General features: G+C 34.9%; 12 protein-coding genes. 8 read left to right on the plus strand and 4 right to left on the minus strand.

Annotated elements, in window-relative coordinates; translation table 11 throughout:
- The first annotated feature begins 174 nt into the window (after positions 1-174).
- Positions 175-417: a hypothetical protein gene (locus tag BUC11_RS11835; protein WP_175547750.1), complete on the plus strand. Its 243-nt coding sequence runs from the start codon at positions 175-177 to the stop codon at positions 415-417.
- 1 nt (position 418) lies between these two features.
- Here BUC11_RS11835 and BUC11_RS11840 read toward each other — a convergent pair whose 3' ends face one another.
- Positions 419-757 carry a tRNA-binding protein gene (locus tag BUC11_RS11840; protein WP_073354300.1) on the minus strand — a complete coding sequence of 113 codons (339 nt, stop codon included), beginning with the start codon at positions 755-757 and terminating at the stop codon, positions 419-421.
- Between the two features lie 141 nt (positions 758-898).
- Between BUC11_RS11840 and BUC11_RS11845 the strand changes: the two genes are divergently transcribed.
- Positions 899-1,783 carry an alpha/beta fold hydrolase gene (locus BUC11_RS11845; RefSeq protein ID WP_139259478.1) on the plus strand — a complete coding sequence of 295 codons (885 nt, stop codon included), beginning with the start codon at positions 899-901 and terminating at the stop codon, positions 1,781-1,783.
- A 101-nt stretch (positions 1,784-1,884) separates the two neighbouring features.
- On the opposite strand, the gene BUC11_RS11850 is transcribed toward BUC11_RS11845, so the two are convergent.
- Together BUC11_RS11850 and BUC11_RS11855 are read right to left on the minus strand one after the other, a co-directional pair.
- Positions 1,885-2,817 carry a peptidylprolyl isomerase gene (locus tag BUC11_RS11850; protein ID WP_073354303.1) on the minus strand — a complete coding sequence of 311 codons (933 nt, stop codon included), beginning with the start codon at positions 2,815-2,817 and terminating at the stop codon, positions 1,885-1,887.
- Positions 2,818-2,980: 163 nt separating this feature from the next.
- Positions 2,981-3,517 (minus strand): lipocalin family protein, encoded by a 537-nt coding sequence (locus BUC11_RS11855; RefSeq protein ID WP_073354347.1) that lies wholly within the window; start codon positions 3,515-3,517, stop codon positions 2,981-2,983.
- Between the two features lie 351 nt (positions 3,518-3,868).
- Between BUC11_RS11855 and trmD the strand changes: the two genes are divergently transcribed.
- From trmD to BUC11_RS11885, 6 genes are all read left to right on the plus strand, one after another.
- Positions 3,869-4,546, plus strand: a complete 678-nt coding sequence (trmD, locus tag BUC11_RS11860) for a tRNA (guanosine(37)-N1)-methyltransferase TrmD (protein ID WP_073354305.1) — start codon at positions 3,869-3,871, stop codon at positions 4,544-4,546.
- 178 nt (positions 4,547-4,724) lie between these two features.
- Complete coding sequence (rplS, locus tag BUC11_RS11865; RefSeq protein ID WP_073354306.1) at positions 4,725-5,075, plus strand: 50S ribosomal protein L19; 351 nt, start codon at positions 4,725-4,727, stop codon at positions 5,073-5,075.
- Positions 5,076-5,373: 298 nt separating this feature from the next.
- A complete protein-coding gene (locus tag BUC11_RS11870; protein ID WP_073354308.1) occupies positions 5,374-6,597 on the plus strand; it encodes an isocitrate dehydrogenase (NADP(+)) in 1,224 nt (407 codons plus the stop codon).
- 143 nt (positions 6,598-6,740) lie between these two features.
- Positions 6,741-9,122: a TonB-dependent receptor gene (locus tag BUC11_RS11875; protein WP_073354309.1), complete on the plus strand. Its 2,382-nt coding sequence runs from the start codon at positions 6,741-6,743 to the stop codon at positions 9,120-9,122.
- Positions 9,123-9,163: 41 nt separating this feature from the next.
- The gene (locus tag BUC11_RS11880; protein WP_073354312.1) at positions 9,164-9,985 is read left to right on the plus strand and encodes a DUF4249 domain-containing protein; all 822 of its coding nucleotides are present in this window, start codon (positions 9,164-9,166) and stop codon (positions 9,983-9,985) included.
- 266 nt (positions 9,986-10,251) lie between these two features.
- A complete protein-coding gene (locus BUC11_RS11885; protein ID WP_073354313.1) occupies positions 10,252-10,914 on the plus strand; it encodes a thiamine diphosphokinase in 663 nt (220 codons plus the stop codon).
- Positions 10,915-10,918: 4 nt separating this feature from the next.
- Here BUC11_RS11885 and BUC11_RS11890 read toward each other — a convergent pair whose 3' ends face one another.
- Positions 10,919-11,689, minus strand: coding sequence for an alpha/beta fold hydrolase (locus tag BUC11_RS11890; protein ID WP_175547751.1), 771 nt, complete (start codon positions 11,687-11,689; stop codon positions 10,919-10,921).
- Positions 11,690-11,771 lie beyond the last annotated feature (82 nt).

Genomic DNA, 11,771 nt, shown 5'->3' on the forward strand with positions numbered 1-11,771 from the left:
GTTATTTCCGATTTTAGCCTAGAAAATAGAAATGAAAACTTAAAAAACTATCTTAAGTTTCTAAAAAAGTTGCATCGCGAATAGGTCGCAGCATAAAGTTTCTTTTCACTAACGCAAATCGTAGATAAAATAAAAGATATCAATAAAATATTCTTCGATAAATTTTTTACAGTTTTGATATTGGTAGAAGTTCTTTTACTCTTATTCTCCTTTTTTTTATCGGATAAATTTAATAGAGTCATCCGAAATTCGGGTTTTATAATTTCGACAATACTGATAAAACTTTCTTTTGGTACAGAAGGAATTCTGAATACAATCCTGATTGTTACTGCCGTTTTATTTGGAGTAATAATATTAGCCATCCATAATAAATACGAAACTTTAGAAGCCAATAAAACAAGTACTTTTGAAACTTAAATTATCCTATTCGCAAACCATTATCAATCTTAAAATCAGGAGCCAGTAAAATCACATCGCCTGGCTCTCCTACCGCGCCAAGTACCAAGCATTCACTCATGAATTTCCCAATTTGTTTTTTAGGAAAATTAACCACGGCTACGATTTGACGATTCATTAAATCTTCTTTTTGATATCTTTTCGTAATTTGTGCAGATGTTTTTCTAATTCCAAGATCAGAACCAAAATCGATTGTAAGGTGATAAGCTGGCTTTCTGGCCTCTGGAAAATCATGCACTTCCATTATAGTTCCCACACGCATTTCTACTTTCTCAAATTCCGGCCAGCTGATGTTTTCCATAATTAATTTATTAAATATTAGGACATAATAACAAACCTATAAATTTTACAACTATTTACACTAATTCTATAAAGCTATTTTCATAGCATCCGTCTACTTTTACAAAACTAATATTAATTCCGCATATAAATAATAACTAGTATGGAAATGAAAAACAGTGAATTGCGCAAAAAAAATATTCAGGATGAAACAAGAACTGGAATAGATATGTATATTGAAACAGCACCAAATGTAAAATTATATGTAAAAGATTATGGACAAGGTAAACCCGTTATCCTTATACATGGATGGCCTTTATCTAATGAAATGTGGGAATACCAAATTGACACTTTAGTTCAAAATAACTTTAGAGTTATTGCGTATGACCGTCGTGGCTTTGGGAAATCTTCTCAACCTTGGGACGGTTATGATTATGACACTTTAACGGATGATTTAGCAGCCATTATCGAGCAATTGAATTTGGAAGAAGCTGCACTTGTTGGATTTTCAATGGGCGGCGGAGAAGTGGTACGCTATTTCAGTCGTCATGGTGGGAAAGGCGTTTCAAAGGCGGTACTTATAGCATCCATTACCCCATTTCAGTTGCAAACCGACTCTAATCCCAACGGGATTCCACAGGAAAAGTATGATGGAATGGCAGAGCAAATTAAGGCCGACCGCATTGGTTTTCTAGATAATTTTGGAAAAACGTTTTTTGGGGTAAGTTTTATCAGCAAACCTATAAGCACTCCTTTGTTGGATTATTATAGAATGCTGTGTTCTTTTGCTTCACCTCGTGCGACTTTAGAATGTGCCAAGTCATTTTCTTCTACTGATTTTCGGGAAGAAATGACATCCGTAAATGTTCCTACCTTAATTATTCATGGAGATGAAGACAAAACAGTCCCTATTGAAATCAGTTCTGAGGTAGCGACAAAACTTATTCCAGATAATAAATTTATCATTTATGAAGGAGCCCCTCATGGCTTGTTTTATATTGAAAAAGACAAATTAAATAGTGATTTAATTGAATTTTTAAATTCATAGCCTACACCGCAACCGATTTGACAAACCAAAATTTCTGAATTGCAAAAAAAATCCCATTCGCCGCGGCGAATGGGATTTTGTAATTCTATAAACAGTTTTACCTATTTAACTTCCATTAATTCTACGTCAAAAATCAAAGTAGCATTTGGTGGAATTGCTCCACCAGCACCACGAGATCCATATCCTAAATCCGATGGGATTACAAAGCGGGCTTTATCGCCTACACGCAATAGAGCGATTCCTTCATCCCAACCTTCAATAACTTGACCTTGACCTAATTTAAATTCAATTGGTTTTTTTCTTGGATAAGAAGAGTCAAAAACTTTACCATTTTCTAGAGAACCTTCATAGTGAACAGCCACTGTTTTTCCACTTTCTGCTTTTTTACCTTCACCTCTTTGGATGAATTGGTAACGCAAACCGCTTTCTGTTTTTTCAAAACCAGCTGCTAATTTTTCCATCGCTGCTTCCACTTCTGCTTTTAAAGCGGCATCACGTTTGTTACGAGATCCTTTGAATGTGATAAATGCTTCAATTGCATTCCAATTTTTAGCTTCTTCACCTTCTTTGATAATTTCCAAAGACTCTAAAACATCTCCTTGTTCAACAGCATCAACAATATCTTGCCCTTCTACCACATGACCAAAAACGGTATGTTTGTTATCCAACCAATCCGTTGGAATGTGCGTAATATAAAATTGTGAACCGTTTGTCCCAGGTCCTGAGTTAGCCATTGCTAAAACTCCCGGACGGTTGTGTTTCAAACTTGGGTGAAATTCATCATCAAATTTATATCCTGGATCTCCAGTTCCTGTTCCTTGAGGACAACCCCCTTGAATCATAAAATTAGGAATTACACGGTGGAATTTTAATCCATCATAAAATTTAACCCCTTGTGGTTTTACTTTATTTTCTATGTTTCCTTCCGCCAATCCTACGAAGTTTCCAACTGTTCCTGGAGTCAAATCGTGTGTAAGTTTTACTAAAATAGCACCTTTTGTGGTGTTGAATTTAGCATATATTCCGTTTTCCATTTTTTTTAATTTTTGTTAAAGCGCAAATTTACGAATTAAATTAGACAATTTGAAAATTCTCACTAAATGGATTCAGTTAATGGAAGACCATTTTTTAGTGATTGTTACTGAGCCATTTTGGCAAAAAAGACTGTAAATCATCCCCCTCTTCTATTTGTAGAAACTAATTGTGTTTTACCCAAATAAGTTCGGAAGTCTTGTAGCCAAGATCTTTCGCCGTTTTTAAATATGCTTCTTTTACCTCTTGTGGCATTGTTTTATCCCGCGAAAGCAACCACAGATATTTCAGACTTTTACCTGCAACCAAAGCATATTTATAGTCCGAATCAAGTCCAATAATGTTATATCCCGAATAAAATGGTCCAAAAAAAGAAACTTTTAATTTCCCTTCCTTTGCATCACCTGCAAACTTCACTTTGCCTGTAGATGCTACATCTTTGTTCTTTATGTAATTATACCCTCGATTTACCACTTGAATCGTTCCATCCTCGTTTAATGAATATTCAGCGGTTGTATTGTTTAAATTTTTTTCAAAAATAAAATCCAGCCGTGCAATTTCGTACCAATTTCCTAAGTATTTATCTTTCTCAAAATCTTGAATTACCTTTGCTCCCTTAGGCATAGAACTGCAGGAATTCATAACCAACAGACTTGCCGAGAGCAGTGTTAGACTTCCTAAAACTCGAATTTTATTTTTCATCATCATTCATTGAATATCAAAATTCAGAAATAAAAAATTGTAAATCAATACAATTTAGAATACTTTAAGATTTACCAAAACAATACAAATCTCTACATTAGTCATAGCAGCTTTTGTTTGTGGTGCTATGCTCCCTAAGTCTTTGTAATAACGAAAATGTTCTAATTCGACTAAACCCTAGCCCAGATTGAAACAACATCCTTTTCTTGCTTTCTTTAAGCAAGAAAAGATAGCGTGTAAAGCTGGAAAAAGCTCCGAAAGAAAAGTTTAATAGTTGAATTGGGTATTTGGTTATTTGAAAACCTCCGCATCTTTGTACCTTTGCGACTTAGAACCTTTTTAAGAAAAATTATGCGCATTGATATTGTTACTGTTCTCCCAGAATTATTGAGAAGTCCGTTTGAGGCTTCGATTATGAAACGTGCTATTGATAAAGGATTGGTGGAAGTTCATTTCCATAATTTGCGGGATTATACGACCAACAGACAAAAAAGTGTAGATGATTATCCATACGGCGGTGGCGCTGGAATGGTGATGACCGTGCAGCCTATTGATGCTTGTATCACGCATTTGAAAAGTGAAAGAGCCTACAACGAAATCATTTATATGTCACCTGACGGAGAAACTTTGAACCAGAAAATGGCCAACACCATGTCAATGTATGAAAATATCATTATTCTTTGTGGGCATTATAAAGGTGTAGACCAAAGAGTTCGTGACCATTTTATCACTAAGGAAATTTCTATTGGAGATTACGTATTGTCTGGTGGAGAATTAGGAGCATTGGTTTTATCAGATGCTTTAATTAGATTGATTCCTGGTGTTTTGAGTGACGAAACCTCAGCATTGACGGATAGTTTTCAGGACGGATTATTGTCAGGACCTATATACACCCGCCCTGCAGACTACAAAGGATGGAAAGTTCCTGAGGTTTTGACCAGCGGAAATTTTGCCAAAATTGATAAATGGCGTGACGATATGGCGTATGAACATACAAAGAATAGAAGACCGGATTTATTGGAGGAGTAAAAAATTTATTTCAGGTTTAAAGTTTCAGGTTTAAAGTTGGTATTCAAGAACTTCTAAACTTTAAACAAGAAAAACTTTAAACTGTAAAATTTTTAATTACCTTTGTCACCAAATTAGATTAACCTCTGGCGAGATCCGCGAATGTTGATTTAACAAAAAAACATAATTATAAAATATCATGGCTGACTTAATGAAATTCGTTCAAGACGAATTCGTAACAAGAAAAGAATTCCCAGTTTTTGCAGCTGGAGATACTATCACTGTTTACTACGAAATTAGAGAGGGTGAAAAAACTAGAACACAGTTTTTTAAAGGAGTTGTTATTCAAAGAAGAGGTTCTGCTAATACAGAAACTTTTACAATTCGTAAAATGTCAGGTGCTATTGGAGTAGAGCGTATCTTTCCAGTTAACTTGCCAGCTTTACAGAAAATTGAAATCAACAAAAAAGGTGCAGTTCGTAGAGCTAGAATTTTCTACTTCAGAGAACTTACTGGTAAAAAAGCTAAGATTAAAGACAAAAGAAGATAGTCACTATCTCTTTACTATAAAAGTCCCAACACTGTTGGGACTTTTTTTTGGTTTAAACCCAAAGTAACAATCATTATTCAGTAGATTTTAACTAAAACAAAAGAATTTTGATAGCTCTTATTTGATAATTTATAAGGAAATTCATTTTCATATTCGCAATTTAGATTCGCAATAATACTAATTCCATAATTCAATTTATACTACTAAAAACTTAATGAAAACGCATTTTCTTTTACGATATCGTTTTATTACCTTTGTAGCCACGTTTAAAAATAAGAATTACATATAGCAATACATTATGACAAAAATTAAAGTAGCCAATCCAATTGTAGAATTGGATGGAGATGAAATGACACGAATTATTTGGTCTTTTATTAAAGAAAAATTAATTCTTCCTTATTTAGACTTAGATATTAAATATTATGATTTAGGAATGGAGAGCAGAGACGCTACCAATGATCAAATCACAATTGATTCTGCTGAAGCAATAAAAAAATACAATGTTGGTATAAAATGTGCCACCATTACCCCAGATGAAGACCGCGTTAAAGAATTTGGTTTAAAAAAAATGTGGAAATCTCCAAACGGAACCATCCGTAATATTGTAGGTGGAACCGTTTTCCGTGAACCAATTATCATGAAAAATGTACCACGTTTAGTACCTGGCTGGACACAACCTATTGTTATTGGCCGTCATGCTTTTGGAGATCAATACAAAGCTACTGATACTGTCATCAAAGGAAAAGGAAAACTAACCATGACTTTTGTGCCTGAAGAAGGAGAAACTCAAACTTGGGAAGTATACGATTATAAAGGAGACGGAGTCGCAATGGCTATGTACAATACTGATGAAAGTATTTACGGTTTTGCACATTCTTCATTTCAAATGGCATTGACAAAAAAATGGCCTTTGTATCTTTCTACAAAAAATACAATTTTGAAAGCCTATGATGGTCGTTTCAAAGATATTTTTGAAGAAGTATACCAATCGAGCTACAAAGCACAATTTGTTGAAGCAGGTATTACTTACGAACACAGATTGATTGATGACATGGTTGCGTCTGTAATGAAATGGAGTGGTGGATTTGTTTGGGCTTGTAAAAACTACGATGGTGATGTACAATCCGATACTGTTGCACAAGGTTTTGGTTCTTTAGGTCTAATGACTTCTGTTTTAGTAACTCCTGATGGAAAAACATTAGAAGCAGAAGCAGCTCATGGAACAGTAACGCGTCACTTTAGACAGCACCAGCAAGGGAAAGCAACTTCAACGAACCCAATTGCATCTATTTTTGCCTGGACAAGAGGATTGGAACACAGAGGTAAATTAGACGAAAACCAAGCCTTAATTGATTTTTGTCATGCACTAGAACAAGTTTGTATTGATACTGTTGAAAGTGGAAAAATGACTAAAGATTTAGCCATGTTAGTAAAACCAGAAGGTTTGACTGCAGCAGACTATTTGACTACGGAGGCTTTTTTGGCAGCTATCCAAGAAAATTTAGATGCTAAACTAGCCTAATTATTTTCTGCTATATATATTTAAAAGACAACCCGAAACGGTTGTCTTTTTTTTATATTAGCAATACCTTAACAATTGTTATATGACAATTACTATTCAATTTAGTGTACTTTGCGTTTTTTCATTTCGATAAAATTTAAACAATGACTCCAAAGAAAATTATTACCTTTTTAGTTGTATTACTGTCCGTGCTCTCGGGTTTCGCTCAAGAAAAATTTACGCTAAGTGGAACTATTATAGACGCCAATAGCAATGAAACTTTAATAGGTGTCAACGTTGTAATTCCAGCGTTAAAAACTGGCGTAACAACAAATGAATACGGATTTTTCTCCATTACGATACCAAAAGGAAACTATACCGTTCAAATAAGTTATTTGGGCTATCAAACCATTGAAGAATCGATCGCTTTGAACCAAAATATAAAAAATAATTTTAATTTATTTAGCAATGAAACGGCTTTACAAGAAGTAATCATTACAGACAATAAAACAAAAATTGACATCAAGAAACCCGAAATGAGTGTCAACAAACTTTCTATTTCAGCTATCAAAAAAATGCCTGTCGTTTTGGGAGAAGTCGATGTTTTAAAATCAATTTTATTACTACCCGGAGTTACTAATGCAGGCGAAGGCGCCTCTGGCTTCAATGTTCGTGGTGGTGGAGCCGACCAAAATTTGATTTTATTAGACGAAGCAACGATCTTTAATTCATCGCATGTTTTTGGATTTTTCTCTGTTTTTAATCCGGATGCTATCAAAGATTTAAAATTATACAAAGGTGGAATTCCAGCACGTTATGGCGGAAGAGCATCATCTGTTTTGGATATTTATCAAAAAGATGGTAACAGTAAAAGTTTTCATGTAAATGGCGGAATTGGATTAATTTCCAGTAGGATTTTGGCCGAAGGACCTTTGGTAAAAGACAAAGGTTCGTTCCTTATTGGCGGCAGAAGTTCGTATGGACATTTATTCCTTAAGCTTTCCGAAGAACAAAAAAACAACTCTGTTTATTTTTATGATTTGAATACTAAATTGAGCTATAAATTAGACACCAACAACAGCTTATACTTATCTGGTTACTTTGGTAGGGATGTTTTTAGCTTAAATAAAAGCTTTACCAATATTTATGGGAATGCCACGGTAAACCTGCGCTGGAACCACTTATTTTCTGAAAAATTATTTTCGAATTTATCGCTTATTTACAGCGATTATTATTATGGTTTAGATTTGGATTTTGTTGGTTTCAAATGGGATTCGGGCATCAAAAATTATAATGTCAAATACGATTTTAAGAATTATATTTCAGATAAATTCAAATTGAATTACGGGCTAAACGGAATCTATTACGAGTTCAATCCCGGAACCATCAGACCATCAGATGCGGACTCCGGAATTAACTTTGACCAATTGGATAAAAAATATGCTTTTGAACCTGCAGTTTACATCAATGCGGACCACGAAATCTCCGATAGAATAGCATTATCTTACGGATTACGTTACAGTAAGTTTTACCGTTTAGGACAATCTACGGTGAATATTTATGAAAATGACAATCCACTACTCTTTAATTCGGATTTACAAATTTATGAAAAAGCAACTCCAATTGGCACCAAATTCTACGACCGTAACAAAGTGATGAAGAGCTATAATTATCTGGAACCTCGATTTTCTTTGGCGTATCAAATCAATGAGGAGCAATCAGTAAAAGCAAGTTACAACAGAATGGTGCAATATCTGCAACTGATTTCGAATACCTCATCGCCTACTCCACTTGATGTCTGGACACCAAGTGATCGTTTTATCAAACCACAAATTGCCGATCAAGTCGCTTTGGGTTACTTTAAAAACTTCAACGATGACATGTATTCCCTTGAAGTTGAAACCTATTATAAAGAAGTTCAAAACCGATTGGATTATATTGATGGTGCTAATTTGATTGCCAATAAAGCCATTGAGCAAATAATCCTAAACGGTCAATTAAGATCGTATGGTTTAGAAATCATGTTCCGAAAAAACGAAGGAAAATTTAATGGCTGGATTTCGTACACATTATCCAAATCAGAGCAACAAACTCCAGGAAGAACCCCAATAGAAACCGGGATCAACAACGGGCAATGGTACAATTCAGTGTATGATAAACTGCATAATGTTGCGGTAACCACATCGTATAATTTAAACGAAAAATGGTCTTTTGGAGCTAATTTTGCTTTGCAAACGGGACAACCAGTAACCTATCCTGTTGGACAATATGAATACCTAGGAATCAATGTACCTAGTTACGGACTGAGAAATGAAAATCGGCTTCCAGCGTACCACCATCTTGACATTGCTGCCACTTTAACGCCTAGCAAAAATAAAAATAGAGAATGGAAAGGCGAATGGGTTTTTAGCGTTTACAATTTGTACAATCGAAAAAATGCTGCTTCCATCAATTTCAGGCAAAACGCTGATACTGGTAGCAATGAAGCCATAAAAACTTCCATTTTTGGTATAGTTCCAGCAGTGAGTTATAACTTTAAATTCTAAGGATAGCCTTTTAAAAGAGAACAAAATAAAAACATGAAATCATGAAAAAAATAACACTATATCTCATACTTTTAATAGCTGTTTTTTCAACCAGTTGCGAAGATGTTATCGAAGTAGATTTAGACAATGCGCCACCAAAACTGGTTATTGAAGCAGCTATTAATTGGAAAAAAGGAACTGTAGGAAATCAACAAAAAATAAAATTGACTACTACATCCGGATTTTATAGCACTGAAATTCCAAAAGTTTCTGGAGCTACAATTTCCATAAAAAATAGCACCAATGTAGTTTTTCCTTTTTCGGAAATTGCGAATACCGGTGAATATACGTGCGCTACTTTTATTCCGGTTATAAACGAAACCTACACGCTGACGGTTATCAGCAATGGTAATACGTACACTGCAACCGAAACCTTGAAACCTGTTACGGCCATTACTAAAATTGTTCAAAACAACCAAGGTGGTTTTACAGGCAACGAAAAAGAAATTAAAACATTTTACCAAGATCCAGCTGGTGAGCCTAATTATTATCTTTACAAATATGTATATTCCAATCAGGTAAAATCAAATTTTTATGTGGATCAGGATGAGTTTTTCAACGGAAACGAATTTTTTAGTATTTCGCAAAATGATGAATTAAAAAAAGACGATACAATTGAGGTAACGCACTTCGGAATTTCAAAAACCTACTATAATTACATGAGTGTTTTAGTCAGTATTGCCGGAAATAATGGCGGTGGACCCTTTCAATCTCCACCGGCAACCGTGAGAGGAAATGTTATCAACACCACTAATTCGGCTAATTATCCTTTGGGCTATTTCTCCCTAAGTGAAATCGATGTTAGAAATTATACGATTGAATAATTAGGAGCTAATCCAGCTGTTCATTACAACCAAAAACAGGTTCTAAACAGTTTTTCAGTCTGTATAAGGAGCTTCCTTTGGTCGCTCTTCTACAGCCAGAAAACTAAAGTTTACAACCTGTTTTGGTTTTCATTGCCATCTGGGCTAAAGTTCAGTCGCAGTTTCCAGTTTACATATTTTAACTAACTTTACAGCCTACAATCTATTCTATTATCGATTGCCAAAATCTAAAATCTTAATTCACATTTATTAAATCTACAATCCACATGTCTTCACACCATATCGTTCGCGACGACCAAGAACCCGCTTTAATCATTGCCAACGGCGCTTCCTGTAATCCGGAATTATTAGGTCAATTACTGGAATGGTCACCGCTTGTGGTGGTATTGGATTCGGCTATGGTTCGCGTAATGGAATTAGACATCAAAGTCGATGTGCTTTTAGGAGATTTTGATAGAGGATTTGATCCTGAAATTTATAAAACGACTCAATATCCAATTGAAATTATTCATACGCCAGATCAAAATAAAACCGATTTAGAAAAGGCGTTTGACTATTTAATCGAACGAAAAATTCCTGCCGTAAACGTAGTTTGGGCCACCGGACGAAGAGCAGATCATACGATTACGAATCTGACCAATATTACGCGATACAGAAATCTATTAAAAATTGTTATTCTGGACGATCACTCGAAAGTATTCCTTTTGCCCAAGAAATTCGAAAAATGGTATACAGCGAACACTCCTATTTCATTAATTCCTATCGGTCACGTTACAGGAATCCATTCGGATAATTTATTTTATCCATTGAAAGATGACAGTTTGACCATTGGTTACAGAACCGGAAGCAGCAATCACGTAATCAAAGACGGCATCGTAACAATAGAACATAATGAAGGCGATTTATTGATGATGGAATGCATGGACTAAACATTTATTGTATATCCAACAATACATTTCTCACAATCTCATAATGACTCCAAGGAATAAAATGATTGGCTTTCTCTATCGTTATCGTATCGATTGATTTAGCATTGGTAAACTTTTTTTGCATAAAGGCAACATTACTGTATGGTACTAAAGCATCTTTTGTTCCATGAATAATGGTGACATCACAAGTGATTTTTTTCAGCTCTGGTTCTAAATAAACTAAATCCTTTTTCAACCACCACAATTCATCATTGGACGGGCGTAATGCTCCAGGAATCAAATACCGCAAAGGCGATGCCTTGATAACCGTTCTCCATTTTTCTGGGTTCTCCGCTTTCGGGTCCAATGATCCAGCCAATATCACCAATCGTTTGTACCAAGACGGATTATCCACGGCTAACTGAGCCACAACAGGTCCGCCAACGGAATGCCCTACTAAAATTAATGGCTTTTTATTATCGATTTTTTTGATGAATTCAGATATTCTTTGAGACTGTACCTTTAAATTTTGAGCTTCACCAAAATCACTGTATCCAAAACCCGGACGGTCAATAGCAATCATTCGGTATTTTTTGAGCAATAAAGTATCCTGAAGATATTCTTTGAAAGCATTCCAACTTCCAGGCGACCCATGAATAAAAAACAAAGTTGGGTTTTGCGCATTTCCAGTTGCTACATAATGTACTTTATAACCTTCAAAAACAACTGTTTTATCCTGAAATTCTGTTTTAGAGTCAGCGAAAAATTTTGTCGTTTCCTTATCTGAATATCGCATCGTCATACAGGATTGACATATTACGATATACAAAAACATTAAACTGTACACTATGTATCTCTTTTTGAAATGAAATGAAGCG

The organism is Flavobacterium xanthum (genome assembly GCF_900142695.1).
GTDB classification, from domain to species: domain Bacteria; phylum Bacteroidota; class Bacteroidia; order Flavobacteriales; family Flavobacteriaceae; genus Flavobacterium; species Flavobacterium xanthum.

Coding starts and splice junctions, on each gene's coding strand:
- BUC11_RS11840 (WP_073354300.1), bottom strand. CDS start 757: ATGGAAAACATCAGCTGGCCGGAATTTGAGAAAGTAGAAATGCGTGTG.
- BUC11_RS11845 (WP_139259478.1), top strand. CDS start 899: ATGGAAATGAAAAACAGTGAATTGCGCAAAAAAAATATTCAGGATGAA.
- BUC11_RS11850 (WP_073354303.1), bottom strand. CDS start 2,817: ATGGAAAACGGAATATATGCTAAATTCAACACCACAAAAGGTGCTATT.
- BUC11_RS11855 (WP_073354347.1), bottom strand. CDS start 3,517: ATGAAAAATAAAATTCGAGTTTTAGGAAGTCTAACACTGCTCTCGGCA.
- trmD (WP_073354305.1), top strand. CDS start 3,869: ATGCGCATTGATATTGTTACTGTTCTCCCAGAATTATTGAGAAGTCCG.
- rplS (WP_073354306.1), top strand. CDS start 4,725: ATGGCTGACTTAATGAAATTCGTTCAAGACGAATTCGTAACAAGAAAA.
- BUC11_RS11870 (WP_073354308.1), top strand. CDS start 5,374: ATGACAAAAATTAAAGTAGCCAATCCAATTGTAGAATTGGATGGAGAT.
- BUC11_RS11875 (WP_073354309.1), top strand. CDS start 6,741: ATGACTCCAAAGAAAATTATTACCTTTTTAGTTGTATTACTGTCCGTG.
- BUC11_RS11880 (WP_073354312.1), top strand. CDS start 9,164: ATGAAAAAAATAACACTATATCTCATACTTTTAATAGCTGTTTTTTCA.
- BUC11_RS11885 (WP_073354313.1), top strand. CDS start 10,252: ATGTCTTCACACCATATCGTTCGCGACGACCAAGAACCCGCTTTAATC.
- BUC11_RS11890 (WP_175547751.1), bottom strand. CDS start 11,689: ATGCGATATTCAGATAAGGAAACGACAAAATTTTTCGCTGACTCTAAA.